Origin of the sequence: Bradyrhizobium sp. AZCC 1578 (assembly GCF_036924675.1) — a bacterium.
Taxonomy (GTDB): domain Bacteria; phylum Pseudomonadota; class Alphaproteobacteria; order Rhizobiales; family Xanthobacteraceae; genus Bradyrhizobium.
Genome location: NZ_JAZHRZ010000001.1, coordinates 1,485,643 through 1,503,984, shown reverse-complemented (window position 1 = coordinate 1,503,984; position 18,342 = coordinate 1,485,643). Strand labels below are relative to the sequence as shown.

General features: G+C 63.0%; 17 protein-coding genes. 7 read left to right on the top strand and 10 right to left on the bottom strand.

The genetic code is table 11. The features are described 5' to 3' along the window. Positions 1–113: 113 nt before the first annotated feature. From V1290_RS07680 to V1290_RS07670, 3 genes are read left to right on the top strand one after another with little or no spacing between them, the layout of a single operon-like run. A complete protein-coding gene (locus V1290_RS07680) occupies positions 114–1,175 on the top strand; it encodes a Gfo/Idh/MocA family protein (RefSeq protein WP_334363830.1) in 1,062 nt (353 codons plus the stop codon). Further along, a complete protein-coding gene (locus tag V1290_RS07675; RefSeq protein ID WP_334363829.1) occupies positions 1,172–1,639 on the top strand; it encodes an acyltransferase in 468 nt (155 codons plus the stop codon). The genes V1290_RS07680 and V1290_RS07675 overlap by 4 nt, the downstream gene beginning before the upstream one ends. Before the next feature lie 11 nt (positions 1,640–1,650). Beyond that, the gene (locus V1290_RS07670; protein WP_334363827.1) at positions 1,651–2,748 is read left to right on the top strand and encodes a DegT/DnrJ/EryC1/StrS family aminotransferase; all 1,098 of its coding nucleotides are present in this window, start codon (positions 1,651–1,653) and stop codon (positions 2,746–2,748) included. A 4-nt stretch (positions 2,749–2,752) separates the two neighbouring features. Here V1290_RS07670 and V1290_RS07665 read toward each other — a convergent pair whose 3' ends face one another. Next, complete coding sequence (locus V1290_RS07665) at positions 2,753–3,976, bottom strand: phenylacetate--CoA ligase family protein (RefSeq protein WP_334363826.1); 1,224 nt, start codon at positions 3,974–3,976, stop codon at positions 2,753–2,755. 89 nt (positions 3,977–4,065) lie between these two features. Here V1290_RS07665 and V1290_RS07660 point away from each other — a divergent pair, with 89 nt between their 5' ends. Continuing rightward, the gene (locus V1290_RS07660; RefSeq protein WP_334363824.1) at positions 4,066–5,226 is read left to right on the top strand and encodes an AGE family epimerase/isomerase; all 1,161 of its coding nucleotides are present in this window, start codon (positions 4,066–4,068) and stop codon (positions 5,224–5,226) included. A gap of 14 nt (positions 5,227–5,240) precedes the next feature. Here the strand turns inward: V1290_RS07660 and V1290_RS07655 are convergent, their stop codons facing one another. From V1290_RS07655 to V1290_RS07625, 7 genes are all read right to left on the bottom strand, one after another. Beyond that, a complete protein-coding gene (locus V1290_RS07655) occupies positions 5,241–6,083 on the bottom strand; it encodes an ABC transporter ATP-binding protein (RefSeq protein WP_334363822.1) in 843 nt (280 codons plus the stop codon). 186 nt (positions 6,084–6,269) lie between these two features. Then, positions 6,270–7,550, bottom strand: a complete 1,281-nt coding sequence (locus tag V1290_RS07650; RefSeq protein ID WP_334363821.1) for an ABC transporter substrate-binding protein — start codon at positions 7,548–7,550, stop codon at positions 6,270–6,272. A 58-nt stretch (positions 7,551–7,608) separates the two neighbouring features. Then, positions 7,609–8,682 (bottom strand): branched-chain amino acid ABC transporter permease, encoded by a 1,074-nt coding sequence (locus V1290_RS07645; RefSeq protein WP_334363820.1) that lies wholly within the window; start codon positions 8,680–8,682, stop codon positions 7,609–7,611. Positions 8,683–8,688: 6 nt separating this feature from the next. Next, complete coding sequence (locus tag V1290_RS07640) at positions 8,689–9,582, bottom strand: branched-chain amino acid ABC transporter permease (RefSeq protein ID WP_334363819.1); 894 nt, start codon at positions 9,580–9,582, stop codon at positions 8,689–8,691. Next, a complete protein-coding gene (locus V1290_RS07635) occupies positions 9,579–9,734 on the bottom strand; it encodes a hypothetical protein (RefSeq protein WP_334363818.1) in 156 nt (51 codons plus the stop codon). Before V1290_RS07635 ends, V1290_RS07640 begins: the two co-directional genes overlap by 4 nt. Next, the gene (locus V1290_RS07630; RefSeq protein WP_334363817.1) at positions 9,731–11,662 is read right to left on the bottom strand and encodes a long-chain fatty acid--CoA ligase; all 1,932 of its coding nucleotides are present in this window, start codon (positions 11,660–11,662) and stop codon (positions 9,731–9,733) included. Before V1290_RS07630 ends, V1290_RS07635 begins: the two co-directional genes overlap by 4 nt. Continuing rightward, positions 11,659–12,480, bottom strand: coding sequence for an ABC transporter ATP-binding protein (locus tag V1290_RS07625; RefSeq protein ID WP_028351612.1), 822 nt, complete (start codon positions 12,478–12,480; stop codon positions 11,659–11,661). The genes V1290_RS07630 and V1290_RS07625 overlap by 4 nt, the downstream gene beginning before the upstream one ends. 303 nt (positions 12,481–12,783) lie before the next feature. On the opposite strand from V1290_RS07625, the gene V1290_RS07620 reads away from it, so the two are divergent. The 3 genes from V1290_RS07620 to fcl all read left to right on the top strand — a co-directional run bounded on the left by V1290_RS07620 (position 12,784) and on the right by fcl (position 15,573). Further along, positions 12,784–13,458, top strand: a complete 675-nt coding sequence (locus tag V1290_RS07620) for a Crp/Fnr family transcriptional regulator (RefSeq protein ID WP_334363816.1) — start codon at positions 12,784–12,786, stop codon at positions 13,456–13,458. A 92-nt stretch (positions 13,459–13,550) separates the two neighbouring features. After that, positions 13,551–14,636, top strand: a complete 1,086-nt coding sequence (gene gmd / locus V1290_RS07615; RefSeq protein WP_334363814.1) for a GDP-mannose 4,6-dehydratase — start codon at positions 13,551–13,553, stop codon at positions 14,634–14,636. Then, on the top strand, positions 14,617–15,573 hold the full coding sequence (fcl, locus tag V1290_RS07610; RefSeq protein WP_334363813.1) for a GDP-L-fucose synthase: 957 nt from the start codon (positions 14,617–14,619) through the stop codon (positions 15,571–15,573). Before gmd ends, fcl begins: the two co-directional genes overlap by 20 nt. Positions 15,574–15,637: 64 nt before the next feature. On the opposite strand, the gene V1290_RS07605 is transcribed toward fcl, so the two are convergent. Together V1290_RS07605 and V1290_RS07600 are read right to left on the bottom strand one after the other, a co-directional pair. Further along, the gene (locus tag V1290_RS07605) at positions 15,638–16,339 is read right to left on the bottom strand and encodes a fumarylacetoacetate hydrolase family protein (protein ID WP_334363812.1); all 702 of its coding nucleotides are present in this window, start codon (positions 16,337–16,339) and stop codon (positions 15,638–15,640) included. 99 nt (positions 16,340–16,438) lie between these two features. Continuing rightward, the gene (locus V1290_RS07600) at positions 16,439–18,259 is read right to left on the bottom strand and encodes an ABC transporter ATP-binding protein (protein WP_334363811.1); all 1,821 of its coding nucleotides are present in this window, start codon (positions 18,257–18,259) and stop codon (positions 16,439–16,441) included. Between the last annotated feature and the right edge of the window lie 83 nt (positions 18,260–18,342).

The following is an 18,342-nucleotide window of genomic DNA, read 5'->3' as shown; positions in this document are numbered from 1 at the left end:
AGCCAGAGCAATGTGGACATGAGTGGTTTACCAAATAGCGTTTGTGTTGCTCAGACAATATAGTCCTTGTGCTTCCCCTTGGATTGCTGCTCGATGGAAAAAAGGGAGCATTGATGGTCAGGTTTGGCCTCCTGGGTTGCGGACGCATTGCCAAACGTCACTCAGAACTTTTGGGCGGCAACCATATCAACGGAGCCAGGCTCGTTGCCGTTTGTGACACCGTTCGCAACCGCGCCGACGCGATCGCGTCGAGGTTCGGTGTCCCGGCGATCTATGACACGGACGAATTCCTCGCCCGGAACGATATCGACGCGGTGGCGGTGCTGACGCCGAGCGGGATGCATCCCGCCCACGTCATCGCCTGCGCGAAGGCCGGAAAGCACGCCATCGTCGAGAAGCCGATGGCGCTGCGGCTTCAGGACGCCGACGACATGGTCCGCGCCTGCGACGAGGCCGGCGTCAAGCTGTTCGTCGTCAAGCAGAATCGCTTCAACGTTCCTGTGGTGAAGGCGCGCGAGGCGCTGGAGGCCGGGCGCTTCGGCCGTCTGATTCTCGGCACGGTGCGCGTCCGCTGGTGCCGCAACCAGGCCTATTACGACCAGGATGCCTGGCGCGGCACCTGGGCCTATGACGGTGGCGTGCTCTCGAACCAGGCCAGCCATCACATCGACATGCTGGAATGGTTCTTCGGCGACGTCATCAGCGTTCATGCCCGCGCCGTGACTGCGCTGGCAAAGATCGAGACCGAGGACACCGCGGTTGCCACCCTGAAGTTCCGCAACGGCGCGCTCGGGATCATCGAGGCGACCACGGCTGCACGTCCTACCGACCTCGAAGGATCACTGTCGATCCTTGGAGAGAGAGGAACGGTCGAGATCGCGGGTTTCGCCGTCAACCAGATCCGGCACTGGCGCTTTGTCGAGGAACTTGCCTCGGACAAGGACGTGGTCGAGAAGTTTTCCGTCAATCCGCCGAACGTCTACGGCTTCGGCCATCAGGCATATTATCAGCACGTGATCGACTGTCTGGTGAACCAGCGTTCGGCGCTGGTTGATGGTCTCGAAGGGCGCAAGAGCCTGGAGCTGATTTCGGCGCTCTACGAATCAATCGAGACGGGCGCCGAGGTGCCGCTTCGCTTCGCGCCTCGGCTGGGCCGGCTCGGTGTCGTGTCGTGAACCGGCCGGAGATACATCAGGCGGGCGTGCGCGACGTCGAGTTCGGCGCGCGCGTCAGGATCGTTGATCCGTGCAATCTGTATGGCTGCAAAATCGGCGACGATTGCTTTGTCGGGCCGTTTACCGAGATCCAGAAAGGCGTCGTGATCGGCGCCCGCACGCGGGTGCAGTCTCACGCCTTCATTTGCGAACTGGTCACGATCGGCGAAGACTGTTTTGTCGGGCACGGGGTGATGTTCGTGAACGACACGTTCTCGACCGGCGGCCCGGCGCGCGGCAACAGGGATTTATGGCGCGAGACCGTGATCGGAAACCGCGTCTCGATCGGCTCCAACGCCACCATCTTGCCGGTGAGGATCGCCGATGACGTCGTGATCGGCGCAGGCTCCGTTGTGACCAGAGATATCACGTCGCCGGGGACCTATGCCGGCAACCCGGCGCGCCGGCTGCTGGCGGACAAGTAGGAAGAAGACCGATGCCGGTGCCTTTTGCGGATCTGCAACTGCAGTATCAGACCATCAAGAGCGAGATCGATGGCGCGATTGCCTCAGTCATCCGCGACAACGCCTTCATTCGCGGGTCCTACGTCGACGCGTTCGAACGGGAGTTCGCCGCTGCCGTTGACGTCAAGCATTGCGTGTCCTGCGCCAACGGCACCGATGCGCTGTATCTCGCCATGGCCGCGTTGAAGGTCAAGCCGGGCGACGAGGTGATCACCACGGCGCATTCCTGGATCAGCACGTCCGCAATGATCACGCATGCCGGCGCCACCGTGGTGTTCTGCGACACCGATGGCTCGACCTTCACAATCGATCCGGCGGCGGTCGAGGCCGCGATCACGCCGCGCACCGTCGGTATCATTCCCGTACACCTCTACGGGCAGCCGGCGGACATGGACGCGATCATGGCGATTGCCCACAAGCACAAGCTCTGGGTGATCGAGGATTGCGCGCAGGCCCATCTGGCCCGTTACAAGGGCCAGCAGGTAGGCACGTTTGGCGCGGCCGCGACCTATTCGTTCTATCCGGGCAAGAATCTCGGCGCGATGGGCGATGCCGGCGCGGTCGTCACCAACGATGATGCATTGGCCGAACACATGACGATGCTGGCACGGCACGGCGGCCTGGTGAAGCATCAGCATCATATAGAAGGCATCAACAGCCGGCTCGACGGCATGCAGGCTGCGATCCTGTCGGCGAAACTGCCGCATCTCTCGCAGTGGACCAAGGCGCGTCAGGATGCGGCGAAAGCCTACGATGCCGGCCTCAACCAGATCGAGGATGTGATCGTGCCTCAGGTCGCGCCTGACCGCACCCACGTCTATCATCTCTACACGATCAAGCATCCGCGCCGCGACGCGCTGGCGGCGCATCTGAACGCGAACGGCGTGCAGACGGCGATCAACTATCCGACGGCGCTGCCGTTCCTGGCCGCGTATCAGCGGTTCGGCCATCGCCCGGAGCAGTTTCCGAATGCGTTTGGCGATCAGGAACGTATTCTGTCGCTGCCAATGTTTGCCGAGATCACTCGGGCGCAGCAGGACCAAGTGATCGATCTGGTTCGCAAGTTTTGAGCGCTCAGCGCTCGTCGGCGATCACCTTGCCGTCATTCGGCAGCGCGCCTGCGCCAACCAGCTCGACATTGCCGCCGAGCTTCGTCACCGCGCGCAGCGTTGCCGCGAGTTCGCCCTTTAGCGCCTCACCGGGCGAAGCCGTTTCCGCCTTCAGCGTCATCAGGTCGTTCTCGCCGGACCGCGTGACGACGAGGCGTAGTCTTCCGAGTTGCTGATGGCGCTTGGCGATCTCGGCGATCTGCTCGGGGCGGACGAACATGCCCTTGACCTTGGTGGTCTGGTCGGCGCGACCCATCCAGCCCTTGATGCGCATGTTGGTGCGCCCGCATGGGCTTGCGCCCGGCAGTGCCGCCGTGAGATCGCCGAGCGCGAGCCGGATCCAGGGATGCTGCGGATCGAGCGAGGTGACGACGATTTCGCCGACGTCGCCGGGTGCGACGGGATCGCCGGTGCCGGGGCGCACGATCTCCATGATCAGGTCCTCGTTGACGACCATGCCTTCGCGCGCCGGCGTTTCGAAAGCGACCAGGCCGAGGTCGGCGGTGCCGAACGCCTGATAGGCGTCGATGCCGCGTGCCTTGACTTCGTCCTGCAGTGATTTCGGAAACGCCGCGCCTGATACCAGCGCGCGCTTGATCGAGGAGACGTCGCGCCCGGCGGATGCCGCTGCGTCGAGCAGGATCTTGAGGAAATCAGGCGTGCCGCTATAGCCGACCGGCCGATAGGCCTCGATCAGTTCAAACTGCTGTTCGGTATTGCCGGGGCCGGCCGGAATCACCGCGCAGCCCAGCGCTCGCGCCGAGGCATCGAAAATGAAGCCGCCCGGCGTCAGATGGTAACTGAAGGTGTTGAGCACCACGTCGCCGGGCCGAAAGCCCGCCGCGAACAGCGCCCGCGCGCCACGCCATGGGTCGGCGTGAACGGGCTCGGGCTCGAAGATCGGTCCCGGCGAGGTAAACAGCCGTCCGAACGACCCAAGCGGCCCCGCCACAAACCCGCCGAAGGGCGGCGCGGCCTTGTGCAGGGCAGGGAGTTCCGATTTGCGTAGCACAGGCAACTCAGCAAGCGCGGCGCGGCTGGTCACGGCGGCGGGATCGATGCCTTTCAGCCGCTCGGCATAGGCCGGCGCGGCGAGCGCCTTGCGCAGGACGTCCGGAAGCTTTGAAAACAGCTCCGCCTCGCGTATGCCCGGCTCGCGCGTTTCAAGGGCGTCGTAGTGGTCGGTCATGGCTGATGCCTCAGGTGAGGGCCGATTGCGTGCCGCCTCTGACGTGCTATCAGACGGCTTCTACCGGTGTTGATGTTCCAGGGAACGCAATGGCTGAAAGAGATACCGCTGCGGCGGCATACACGCTGGATTCGGCCGATATCGTCGCCAAGCTGAAGCTTCGCATGATCGACCATTGCCTGCCGCTGTGGTCGACCGAGGGGTGGGACGACAGAGCGGGCGGCTTTATCGATCGGCTCGATCCGGACGGCCGTGCAGACCGCCTGGCGCCGCGCCGGGTTTTTGTACAGGCGCGCCAGATTTATTGCTTCGCCAAGGCGGCGCAGATGGGCTGGTATCCGCAGGGGAGCGCGATCGCGCTCAAAGGGCTGGAGCACCTGCTGGCGAAGGCGAAAGCCCCCGACGGCAAGCCGGGCTTTGTGCACACGCTGCAGCCTGATGGCGCGGTGCTGGATCCACTGCGAGATTCCTACGACCACGCCTTCGTGCTGTTGGCACTGGCAACCGTCTACGCGCTCGATCGCGATGCGCAGATCCGCGCCGAGATCGACGCGCTGTGCCACTTCGTCGAGACGCAACTGCGCTCGCCGCACGGCGGGGTTCACGAAGGATTGCCGGTATCGATGCCGCGGCGGCAGAACCCGCAGATGCACCTGTTCGAGGCGATGATTGCCGCGTTCGACGCGACACATGACCTCGTGTTCCAGAACAGGGCCGGCAATTTCTTCAGCCTGTTTCTGGCTAACCTCTACGATAAGCAGCAGCAGGTGCTTGGCGAATATTTCGAGGAGGACTGGTCGAAGATCGAGCCGGTCAGCGTCGAGCCCGGACATCAGGCGGAATGGGCGTGGCTGCTGAAAGGTTTTGAGCGCATCACCGGCTGTCCGACCGGGCGCTATCGCGGCGAATTGCTGGCAACAGCGCTGCGCTATCGCGACGAGGCGACCGGCTGCCTGATCGACGAGGGCGACGCCCGCGGCAACATCAGGCGGCATACGCGCCGGTTGTGGCCGCAGACGGAAATTGCCAGGGCTTGGATCGCGCAGGCCGAGGCAGGGGAAGCGGGAGCGGCCGATGAAGCGCGCGCGGCGCTGGCGCGGCTCGAACGGCACTATCTCAGCCATCCCGTCACGGGCGGCTGGTACGACCAATTCGACCGTGACGGCCACTCGCTGGTCGCCACCATTCCTGCGTCTTCGTTCTATCATGTTCTCAGCGCGATAGCGGAAGCGGAACAGGTGCTCGGCTAAGCGTGGGACGGCGCTCACAACCACCGCTTTCGCCGCTTGAAGCTTTTGAGGTTCTTGAAGCTCTTGCGCTGGTCGCCGGCGCCGCCGAGATAGAACTCCTTGACGTCCTCGTTGTCGCGCAGCTCGTCAGCGGTGCCGTCGAGCACCACCTTGCCCTGTTCCATGATGTAGCCGTGGCTCGCGACCGACAGCGCCGCGCGCGCGTTCTGCTCCACCAGCAGGATGGTGACGCCGAGGTCGCGGTTGATCGCTTTGATGATCCCAAACACTTCCTTGACCAGGAGCGGCGACAGGCCCATCGACGGCTCGTCCATCAGGATCATCTTGGGGCGCGCCATCAGCGCGCGGCCGATCGCCAGCATCTGCTGTTCGCCGCCGGAGAGATAGCCGGCGAGCCCGGTACGCTCCTTGAGTCGCGGGAAATATCTGAACACCATGTCGATGTCGGCGGCAATCTCGTCGTCGGAGCGCGTGAACGCGCCGAGCTTCAGATTTTCGATCGACGTCATGTCCGCGATGATACGGCGGCCTTCCATCACCTGGAAGATGCCGCGGCGGACGATCTTGTCGGGGTCGATGCCGTTGATGCGCTCGCCATCGAAGACGATTTCGCCCCGGATCACCTCGCCGTCCTCAGTCTTGAGCAGGCCCGAGATCGCCTTCAGCGTCGTCGACTTGCCGGCGCCGTTGGCGCCGAGCAGCGCCACAATCGCGCCCTTCGGCACTTCAAGGCTCAAGCCGCGCAGCACCAGGATGACCTTGTCGTAGACCACCTCGATGTTGTGGACGCTGAGCAGCGGGCCGGCGGCTTGCGCGGCAGTCTTCGCAGGACGATTGAGTTCGGTTGCTTCAGTCATTTTTCCGATCCTGGCGTTGTTAGTGGAGCGGGTCGTCCGCTCCACCCACCGCCGTCATCACCCGTATGCGGGTGATCCAGTATTCCAGAGGCACCTGCGATCAATCGAGAAGCCGCGGCGTACTGGATCCCCGCTTTCGCGGGGATGACAGTTGAGTGTTGAGGCGACTACAGGCGCCTCCCGACCTCACCAGCCGAGCCACTCGGGCTTGCGCGGCAGGTCGATCGTCTTCACCTTTTCCATCTTGATGCCGCCGTTCTTGACGAGCTCGTTGAGCGGGGCGTCGGTCGCGCCTGCGACCTTCATGCGATACAGATCGACCTTGAGCGTGCCGCGGTGATCCTTCTCGGTGAAGGTCGAGGCGTTGCAGATGCCTTCGCCGCCGGCGGGCACCCAATCCTTCTTCTGGTAGAAGCCCTTCTTGACATTCTCGCCGGTGGCGCCGCCGTTCTTGGCCGCCCATTCGACGGCTTCCTTCATGTAGAGCGCGGTGCAGACGCCGGCGAGGTAATGCACGGGACGGTAGGCGGTACCGGCTGTGTCCGACATCTTGGAGATTTCCGTGAACGCCTTCATGCCGGGCGCGTTGCCGCCCCAGGCGATCGCGGTGCGCAGCGGAAACACCACGCCGTCGGCGGCAGTACCGGCGGCCTTGGCGGCGTTCTCATCCATGCCCCAGACGTTGCCGAGGAACTGCACGTCGACGCCGGCCGCCTTGCAGGCGTTGAGCACGGAAATATTGGAGCCGGCGGTATTGCCGAGATAGGCGTAGTTGGCGCCAGAGCTCTTCAGCGTCAGGCACTGCGCGCTGTAGTCGCCGGGCGTCAATGCGAACACGATCGGCGGCAGCACTTCGAACCCGAGGTCGGTGGCAATCGCTTCGCCAGCCGCCTTCGGCGCGTTCGGATAGGGGTGGTTGGCGCCCATGTGGACGTATTTCGGCTTGCCGGGCTTGCCCTTGGCTTTCCAGTCCTCGGCGGCCCAGGTCAGCATGCCGCGAAGTGCGTCCGAATAGCTCGGTCCATAGAAGAAGTTGTAGGGCGCCGGCTTGGCCTTTCCGCCGGCGCCGGTCGGATCGGAGAGTGCTGCGGCATAGGATGCCGAGATATCCGGGATCTTGTCCTGGGCCAGGAAACCCGTCAGCGCTTCGGTGTCGGCGGTGCCCCAGCCGAGAATGGCGGCGACCTTGTCGGCGCCCGACCATTTTTTGTACTGGGCGATGGCGCGCGGCACCTGATAGCCGTAATCGACGGTATCGAGGTTGACCTTGGCGCCGTTGATGCCGCCGCTCTTGTTGATCCATGCATAGGTGTCGGCGACACCCTGTCCGAACGGCGTTCCGACGTCCGAAGTTGGTCCTGAATAGTCGGTGAGATGTCCCAGTGCGACCGGCGCCTGGGCCGATGCAGTGGTAGAACTCAACAGCAAAGCAAGCGAGGCTGTGCTCAACAGAGTCTTCATCGTCATGGACATAGTCCTCCCGGTTACTTCTCGAGGTCTTCTCGTTGTTCGTCCCGTTCCGACCTCAATGCGAGAACGGGTAGAGTTTCCAGTATGCCTTGATCTGCCGCCATCGATGCGCAAGTCCATCCGGCTCGAACACCAGAAAGATGATGATGATCAGGCCGATGGCCATCTCGCGCAAGAAAGCGATATTGTTCTTTAGTCCCAGAAATTGATCGATCGGGCTGTCGCGGAGCGCGACGCTGAGCCATTCCATCGATTCCGGCAGCAGCACCATGAAGGCGGTGCCCATCAGCGTGCCCATGATCGAACCGAGCCCGCCGATGATGATCATGGCGAGGAAGATGATCGAGCGATCGATGCCAAAGCCTTCGTTGGAGACCACCTGATTGTAATGCGCATAGAGCGCGCCGCCGACGCCGGCAAAGAAGGCGGCGAGGCCGAACGACAGCGTCCGGTACTTGGTCAGGTTGATGCCCATGATCTCGGCGGACAGATAATGGTCGCGCACGGCGACCAGCGCGCGTCCGTCGCGCGAACGGATCAGGTTGGTGACCAGCAGATAACAGACGACGACATAGGCCAGCACGACGTAAAAATATTGCTTATCGCCGCGCAGCATGTATCCGAAGATCGAGAAGGGTTCGGCGCTGGCGGGAACGCTGCCGCCGGTGAACCACTCGGCACGGGCAAAGAAGTCGAGCAGGATGTATTGCGCCGCCAGCGTCGCGATCGCGAGATAAAGCCCTTTCAGTCGCGCCGCGGGCAGGCCGAAGACCAGACCGACCGCGGCCGTCACGACGCCGGCGAGCGGAATGCAGAAGAAGACGGGAATGCTGAACCGGTTCGAGAGATAGGCCGAGGTAAAGGCCCCGAAACCGAAGAAGGCAGCATGACCGATCGAGATCTGGCCGGTGAAGCCGACGACGATGTTGAGCCCGAGCGCGGCGATGCCGAATATGCCGATCTGGATCAGCAGGCTGAGGATGTATTCGTTGACGACGTGTGGCGCAAAGCAAATCAGCGCGATACCGGCGATCATGGCGTTGCGGCTGGTCGTGGTCGGAAACACGGTGGTATCCGCCGCATAGCTGGTGCGGAAATCGCCGGCGGGAATGAGGGTTTGGCCTGCCATAATGATTTACACCCGCTCGATGTCTTTGGTGCCGAACAGGCCGTACGGCTTGATCATGAGGATGATGATGAGCGCATAGAACGGCGCGATCTCGTAGAGATTGCCCCAGTGCAGATATTCGCTGTCGAGAAAGTGCGCGACGTTTTCCAGCAGACCGATGATGATGCCGCCGAGCACGGCGCCGCCAACGCTGTCGAGGCCGCCGAGGATCGCCGCCGGAAACACCTTGACGCCATAGGCGGAGAGGCCTGCCGAGACGCCATTGACGACGGCCACCACCACGCCGGCGACGGCAGAGACGGTCGCCGAGATCGCCCAGGCCATCGCGAATACGCCTTTGACGGAAATGCCGAGTGACTGCGCCACCTGCTGGTTGAACGCGGTGGCGCGCATCGCCAGACCATATTTGGAGAGGCGGAAGAACCACGCCATGCCCACCATCATCGCCACCGAGACTGCGAGGCTCATCAGGTAGACGGTCTGCACCTTCAGGCCGAGGATGTTGACGTTCTGGGTCTCGAAGATGCGCGGGAACGGCTGCAGATTGACCCCGAACATCCATTTCATCAGTGCCGAAAACACGGTCGAGAGCGCGATCGTCACCATGATCACGGAAATGATCGGCTCGCCGATCATGGGGCGCAGGATGACGATCTGGATCGCGATGCCGAACATGAACATGAACACCAGCGTGATCGGCATGCCCAGGTAGAACGGCACCTGATATTTGGTCAGCAGCCACCAGCATACCCAGGCGCCGACCAGCAGCAGTTCGCCCTGCGCGAAGTTCACCACCTGCGTCGCCTTGTAGATCAGCACGAACGACATGGCGACCACGCCATAGAGCGTGCCGACCACGAGGCCGTTGACGAGAAGCTGGATCAGGAGCTGGGTGTTCATGCGAAGTCACCAGACGTGCAAGCTGTCATCGCCGGGCTTGACCCGGCGATCCATCGCCTGAAGAAGCACTTTTTCCGAAGAGGATGGATGCGCGGGTCAAGCCCGCGCATGACGATCAGTTTTGCGGCGCCACCGGCAAACATCAGCTTCATTCCGCGGCCTCCGCCAGCGGCGCAGGCCCGCCGAGATCGACGACCCGCAGCGTGGTGCGGATGCGCTGGGTGGTGCCGTCCTGGAAGCGGATCACGGTATCGACGGGAATGTCGCTCTTGCCGGCGTAGATCGCGTCGATGATATCGGCGTATTTCTCGTTGATGACGCTGCGGCGGACCTTGCGGGTACGGGTCAATTCGCCGTCGTCGGCGTCGAGCTCCTTGTAGAGCAGCAGGAAGCGGGAGATACGCTGCGCCGGCGGCAGCGTGGCGTTGACGCCTTCCACCTCCTTGCGCAACAGCGCATAAACCTCGGGGCGCGAGGAGAGGTCGGTATAGGTCGTGAACGAGATGCGGTTCTTCTCCGCCCATTTCGAGATGATCGAGTAGCGGATGCAGATCATCGCCGCCAGCGCGTCGCGGCCGGCGCCGAGCACCACTGTCTCGGCGATGTAGGGCGAGAATTTTAGCTTGTTTTCCAGATATTGCGGCGAGAAGCGCTCACCGCGCGCGGTCTCGGCGAGATCCTTGATGCGGTCGATGACGACGAGTTGGCCATCATTGTTGAAATAGCCGGCGTCACCGGAATGCATCCAGCCGTCCTTGATGTCGGCGGCCGAGGCTTCCGGATTCTTGTAGTAGCCGAGGAACATATTGGGGTGGCGCACGACGATCTCGCCGACGCCGTTGACGTCGGGGTTGTCGACGCGGATCTCGATGTCAGCGGCCATCGGCACGCCGGTCGTATCCGGATCGACCTTGCCGGTCGGATGCAGCGTGTAGGCGCCCAGCAATTCGGTCTGGCCATAGAGCGTGCGCAGTGGCACGCCCATCGCCTGGAAGAACTTGAAGGTGTCAGGCCCGAGGGCCGCGCCGCCGGTTGCAGCCGAGCGCAACCGCGTGAAGCCCAGGCGGTCGCGCAGCGCGCGGAACAGGAGCTGATTGGCGAACATCGAATGCTTGCCCTGCGCGAGCGCCGAGAGCCCTGTCTTCATGCCGATGTCGAACAGCTTTTGCTTCAACGGCGAGGAATCCATCACGCCGGCGCGGACATCGGCGGCAATCGATTCCCAGAGCCGCGGTGCGAACAGCACGAAAGTCGGCGCGATCTCGCGAAAATCGTGCATCATGGTCTCGGGCTCTTCGACGAAGTTGACCTTCATCCGGCACAGCAGCCCTTTGCCGAGCGCGTAGACCTGTTCCATGATCCAGGGCAGCGGCAGCACCGAAACGTATTCGTCGTCCGGCCCCTTCGGATCGAAGGCGAGATAGGTCGCGCAATGTCTGAGGACGCGGCCAGCCGCCAGCATCGCCAGCTTGGGATTGGCCGTGGTGCCCGAGGTGGTGCAGAGGATCGCGACGTCCTCGCCGCGCGTCGCATCCACCAGTCGGTCGTAGAGCCCGGGCTCGCGCGCGGCGCGGTCGCGCCCCATCGTGGCCAGCTTCCCGGCTTCCATCAGGCGCGGATCGTCGTATTTCCGCATGCCGCGTGGATCGGAATAGACGATGTGCTTGAGGTTGGGCGCGCGATCGGCGAGCGCCAGCAGCTTGTCGACCTGCTCCTCGTCCTCGGCGAACACCAGTTTCGCCTCGCCGTAGCTGAGCAGATAGGCCGCTTCCTCGTCCAGCACGTCGCGATAAAGACCCAGGCTCATGGCGCCGATGGCATGGGTTGCGATTTCAGCGGCCACCCAGTCCGGGCGATTGTCGCCGATGATGCCGATGACGTCGCCGCGCCCAAGACCCAGTTCGACCAAGCCGAGCGCGAAATCGTGCACGCGGGTCTGGTAATCGCTCCAGGTGAAGATGCGCCACAGCCCGAGATCCTTTTCGCGCAGCGCAATCTCGCCGCCGTGCTCCCTCGCGTTGAGGCGCAGCAGCTTTGGAAAGGTATCGGCTAGGGCGGCGCGCGTGGCGTAATCCATCATGCCACGCTCTCCCGAGGCGCCGGAGTGTCGTCGGGGTCGACCAGGACCTCATCCTCCTCGCCGAGATAGGCACGTTTCACATGCGGATCAGCGAGGACAGAGGCGGGATCGCCTTCGGCGATCTTGCGGCCGAAATCCAGCACCATGACTCGGTGGGAGATATCCATCACCACGCCCATGTCGTGCTCGATCATCATCACGGTCATGCCGAACTCTTCGTTGAGATCGACGATGTAGCGCGCCATGTCCTCCTTTTCCTCGAAGTTCATGCCGGCCATCGGCTCGTCGAGCAGGATCAATTGCGGCTCCAGCGCCATCGCGCGGGCCAGCTCGACGCGCTTGCGCAGGCCGTAGGGCAGGGTGCCGGCGGTCGCCTTGCGCACCGACTGCAGGTCAAGGAAATCGATGATCTCCTCCACCTTGCGGCGGTGCTCGAGTTCCTCGCGCCGCGCGCCGGTCAGCCAGTAGAGCGAGCCCGTGATAAAATTGTTCTTCAAGAGGTGGTGCCGCCCGACCATGATGTTGTCGAGCACGCTCATGTGGTGGAACAGCGCCAGGTTCTGGAAAGTGCGGCCGATGCCGAGCTGTGGCCGCGCGTTCGGATTGAGGCCGGTGATATCCTTGCCGCGGTAGAATAGCCGGCCTTCGGTCGGCTTGTAGCGGCCGGAAATGCAATTGACGATGGAGGTCTTGCCGGCGCCGTTCGGGCCGATGATCGAGAACAATTCGCCCTCGTTCACGCCGAACGAGACCTCGGTCAGTGCACGGACGCCACCGAAGCGCAGCGACACGCCGCGCACTTCCAACGTATGAGCCACTCATTCCCTCCAGATAAGGCGCTTGCCGCGCTCTTTATCTATCGTTCGCAACTACACCCGCAATCTTACATCCGGGAGTGACCTTCCGGCCATCCGACCAACGATGCCGATCACGGCCGGCCTCACGCGTGGTAACGCCGCACCCCAACCGGTGGTGCCAGGGGCACACCCGCCAAGGTGGCCCTCCTTAGGGCAATGCGATAGTTTGAAATGTCTTTTGCCTGACAATTCGTCGGGAAATTTTGCCAGGCAACACTTCTGTTGCAGTGCAACAAGCATAGGGGCGCGACGGTCGATGCGATCATGATTGCTGCGGATAACCTCAAACGCATCGCGGCCTGGTCGCGTGAACTGAACGAGCGGGAAATCGAGGTCGCCCGTGCCGGCATCGTCGAGAAATCCTATCGCGCCAACGAGCATATCTTCATGCGCGGCGATCCCTTCGACTACTGGACCGGCATCGTCACAGGTCTTGCCCGGATGAGTACCGTGTCGAGCGGGGGCAAGGCCGCGACCTTCGCAGGCCTCACGGCCGGTGCCTGGTTTGGCGAAGGCTCGGTGCTGAAGGGCGAGCCGCGCCGTTACGACGTGGTGGCATTGCGCGACACCAGGCTGGCGCTGATGGACCGCAGCACCTTCTTCTGGCTGTTCGAGAACAGCGTCGCGTTCAACCGCTTTCTGGTCCGACAGCTCAACGAGCGGCTCGGCCAGTTCATCGGAGCGGTGGAACATGGCCGCACGCTCGATGCAACCAGCCGCGTCGCACGTTCCATCGCCTCGCTGTTCAACCCGATTCTCTATCCGGACATGACGCGCCACCTGGAGATCACGCAGGAGGAAATCGGAGCGCTCTCCGGTATTTCGCGGCAAAACGCCAACCAGTGCCTGAAGCGGCTCGAGAAGGAGGGCTTGCTGCGGCTCGAATATGGCGGCGTCACCATCATCGAACTCGAACGCTTGCGGCATCATGGCGATTAGGTGCCTAAGAGCCTGATTTCAAACGGCTTTGGCGATAGACTTGACGCAGGTCGAGTGCTATGGCCTGCGCGACGGACGGGTTTGGAGAAGATATGGCGGCTCAGGATTTAAAGCGGCGCGTGGCGCTGATCACCGGCGTCACCGGTCAGGACGGTGCCTACTTGGCCGAATATCTGCTCGGCCTCGGCTATGAGGTCCACGGCATCAAGCGGCGGTCGTCCTCGTTCAACACCGCGCGGATCGACCACCTCTACCAGGACCCGCATTCCCGCAAGGTGCCGTTCCTGCTGCATTACGGCGACATGACCGACTCCACCAACCTGATCCGGCTGATGCAGCAGATCAGGCCGACCGAGATCTACAACCTCGCCGCCCAGAGCCATGTCGGCGTCAGCTTCGAAAGCCCGGAATACACCGCCAACGCCGACGCCATCGGCGTGCTGCGGCTGCTGGAGGCGATCCGCATCCTCGGCATGGAGAAGGAGACGCGGTTCTATCAGGCCTCGACCTCGGAGCTCTACGGCCTGGTCCAGGAGGTGCCGCAGAAGGAGACCACGCCGTTCTACCCGCGCTCGCCTTACGGCGTCGCCAAGCTGTACGGCTACTGGATCACGGTCAATTACCGCGAGGCCTACGGCATGTTTGCCAGTAACGGCATCCTGTTCAACCACGAGAGCCCGATCCGCGGCGAGACGTTCGTCACCCGCAAGATCACCCGCAGCGTCGCCCGTATCGAGGCCGGCCTCGACGAGGCGCTCTATCTCGGCAACCTCGAGGCCAAGCGCGACTGGGGCCATGCACGGGACTATATCGAGGGCATGCACAAGATCCTGCAGGCGGATGCGCCCGACGATTTCGTGCTGGCGACCGGCGAGACCCGTTCGGTGCGCGAATTCGTCGAACTGGCGTTCGCCGAGGTCGGCCGCCGCATCGAGTGGCGCGGCCAGGGCGTCGACGAGACCGGCGTCGACACCAAATCCGGCAAGACCGTGATCCGCATCGATCCGGTCTATTTCCGGCCGACCGAGGTCGATCTTCTGGTCGGCGATGCCAGCAAGGCGCGCGAGAAACTCGGCTGGAAGCCCAAGACGTCGTTCGCCCAGATGGTCAAGGAAATGGTCGCGAACGATCTCGCAGACGCGCGGCGGGAGGTCGCCAATGGCAAGCCTGCCGTTTGAGCTGACGGGCAAGACCGTCTACGTCGCCGGCCACCGCGGCATGGTCGGCGCCGCGCTGGTGCGCCGGCTGGCGCGGGAAGACGTCGAACTGCTGACGCCGCCGCGCAATGAGGTCGATCTGCGCAATCAGGCCGCGGTCAATGCGTGGTTTGCCGCCAACCGGCCCCAGGTGGTGTTTCTGGCCGCCGCCAAGGTCGGCGGCATCGTCGCCAACAACACGCTGCGCGCCGAATTCCTCTACGACAATCTGGCGATTGCTTCGAACGTGATCCATGCCGCGCATATCCACGACGCCGAGAAGCTGATGTTCCTAGGCTCGTCCTGCATCTACCCCAAGCTGGCGCCGCAGCCTTTGCGCGAGGATTCGATGCTGACGGGCCCGCTGGAGCCGACCAACGAGCCCTATGCGATTGCCAAGATCGCCGGGATCAAGATGGTGGAGGCCTATCGCAGCCAGTACGGCGCCGACTTCATCAACGTGATGCCGACCAACCTTTATGGGCGCGGCGACAATTATCATCCCGAATACAGCCACGTCGTCGCCGCCCTGATCCGCCGCTTTCACGAGGCCAAGGTTGCCGGCGCTGACAAAGTCGTGGTCTGGGGCACCGGGACGCCGCGGCGCGAATTCCTCTATGTCGACGATCTGGCGGATGCCTGCATCCACCTGATGAAGACCTATTCGGATCGCGAGCTGGTCAATATCGGCACCGGCGAGGACATCACGATCGCCGAATTCGCCCGCGTGGTCGCTTCTACCGTCGGCTACAGCGGCGAGATCGGTTTTGATGCCTCGCGCCCGGACGGCACCCCGCGAAAGCTGCTCGACGTCAGCCGCCTGGCAAAACTCGGCTGGCGCGCCAGCACGAAGCTCGAGGACGGCATCCGGCTCGCCTATCAGGCCTATCTCAGCGAGCACGCAGTGACGCAGAAATAGGCCTTCCTGCAATAAAAAGCCCCGGATGTATCCGGGGCTTCTTGATGTCGAAAGTATCGTCGGCCTATTCCGGCTTGCCGATATTCACCTTCAGCGTGCCGACGCCGTCGACGCCGCACTCGATCTTGTCGCCGGGATTGAGCTGCGAGACTCCGGCCGGCGTGCCGGTCATGATGATGTCGCCGGCGGCGAGTTTCACCTGCTGCGAGAGCTGCCAGATGATTTCGGGTACGCTCCAGATCAGTTCGGTGAGGTCGCCCTTCTGCGTTTCCTTGCCGTTGACCGTCAGCCAGATCTTGCCCTTGGCGGGATGGCCGATCTTGGATGCGGGCTGGATAGCGGAGCAGGGCGCGGAATAGTCGAAGGACTTTCCGACTTCCCACGGCCGCTCCTTCTTGCGCGAGGCGATCTGCAGGTCGCGGCGGGTTAGGTCGATACCGACGGCGTAGCCGTAGACATGATCGAGCGCCTTGTCGGCCAGGATGTTGAGGCCGCCGCTCTTCATCGCGACGATCAGTTCGACTTCGTGATGCAGGTCCTTGGTCAGCGGCGGATAGGGAATCGTGGCGCCGTCGGGCACCAGCATGTCGGCGTGCTTGGCGAAGAAGAACGGCGGCGCACGCTCGTCATTGCCCATCTCTCTGATGTGCTCGAGATAGTTGCGCCCGACGCACCAGATGCGGCGAACCGGATAGGAGCCGGTCTCGCCGACGACGGGAAGCGTGGGCTGCGGGGTTGCTGATATGACGTAGGAGGCTGCGGTCATGAAAAGGGTCTCGGGTTACGGTGGAATTCCGGAGTCTTCTAGTTGGGCATGATCTTTTCGGAAAACCGGTGCCCACTTTTCCGGATCGTGCTCTAGCTTTTACGCGGTTGCGCTGATCGGCGCCAGACTGGGCGGACCGGCTTCGCGCTGCTGCAGGCGGAAGAAAGAAGCATAACGCCCGCCGCGGCGCAGCAAATCGTCATGCTGGCCGCGTTCGACGATCTCGCCGGCCTCGACCACCAGGATGGCATCGGCATGCATGATGGTGTGCAGGCGGTGGGCGATCACGATGGTGGTGCGGTTCCGGCAAAGATGCTCGATCGCCTCCTGCACGGCTTTCTCGGATTCGGAATCGAGCGCCGCGGTGGCCTCATCGAGCAGAATGATCGGCGCGTTCTTGATCAGCGCCCGGGCCACTGCGATGCGCTGGCGCTGGCCGCCGGATAGCTGCGTGCCGTGCTCGCCGACCGGCGTGTCATAGCCGAGTGGAAAGCCCATGATGAAATCGTGCGCGCAGGCCGCCTTCGCGGCCGCCACGATCTTATCCTGGCTGGCGCCTTCCTTGCCGAAAGCGATGTTGGCGCCGATCGTGTCGCGGAACAAATAGACGTCCTGCCCGACATAGGCGGTCTGCCGGCGCAGCGAGCGCCGCGACACGCCGGAAATGTTCTGGCCGTCGACCAGGATTTCGCCTTGGTTCACCTCGTAGAGCCGCAGCAGCAGCGCAAGTACCGTTGACTTGCCGGCGCCGGACGGGCCGACCAGCGCGGTGGTCTTGCCAGGCTCGGCGACGAAGCTCATGCGATTGAGGACCGGCTCGCCTGGCCGGTAGCCGAAGGTCACGTCGCGGAACTCGACCCGCGCGTCAGTGAGTTTCAGCGTCGGCTTGTCACTGTCGTCAGGCTCGCTCGGTGGGCTGTCGACGATTTCGAGCAACTTGCGCGCGCCGATCAGGTTGCTGTTGAGCTCGATGTTGAGCCGCGCCAGCCGCTTGGCCGGCTCATAGGCCAATAGGAACGCGGTCAGGAATGAAAAGAACTGGCCGGGCGAAGCGCCCATCGCGACCACGCGATAGCCGCCATACATCAGGCCGCCCGCGATCGCGAAGCCGCCGAGGGTTTCCATCAATGGGCTGGAGCGGTTGGAAACGCGCGCCATCTTGTTGGCGTTGCGCTCGACCGCGGCGATGCTGGCGTCGATCCGTTCGCGCATCGCCTGTTCGAGCGTAAAGGCTTTCACGGTGCGGATGCCCTGCAGCGATTCCTGCATCGTCTCCATGATGTCGGCGGTGCCGGAGAACTGGTTGTGTGCAAGACCCTTGATGCGCTTCACCAGCTTGCGCAGTACGATCATCGCCGGCGGTGCCACCGCAAAACCAAGCAGCGCCATCAGGGGATCGGTCATCACCATGACGATGACGAGTGCGATCAGCGACAGCAGATCGCGGCCGATGGCGTTGATCAGGAGATTGAGCACCTGCGTCACCGCGGTAGCGCCAGCGGTGAGCCGCGCCAGGAATTCCGATGAATGCCGCTCGGAGAAGAACGCGATGTTTTCGCTCATCAGCTTGGCAAACAGCCGGCGCTGGTTATTTGCGAGGATCGCATTGCCGATCTGCGACAGGATCACGGTGTGTCCGTAGGTCGCCGCACCCTTGATCGTAAAGATGACGACGGTGATCAGCGACAAGAGCGCAATCCCGCGCACATCCTTGTCGACATAGGCCTTGTTGATGACCTCGCCGAGCAGGTAGGCGGAACTCGCGGTTGTCACCGCCGCTAATCCCATCAGCGAAAAGGCGAGCAGATAGCGCCGCCAGTAGGCGAGCCCCTGTTCAGCGACGAGGCGCCGAATCAGGATCGCCGCACCATATGGGTCGTCGGTGATTTTCTTCGGAGTTTCTGTAGGAAGTTCGGTCATCCGCGTTCCATTGACGGCGCCTGGATAGCCCGGCGCGTCAGGGCTGCTGCGATGCCTCCTTGCCTGCTTAGAGGGGCTTTTTC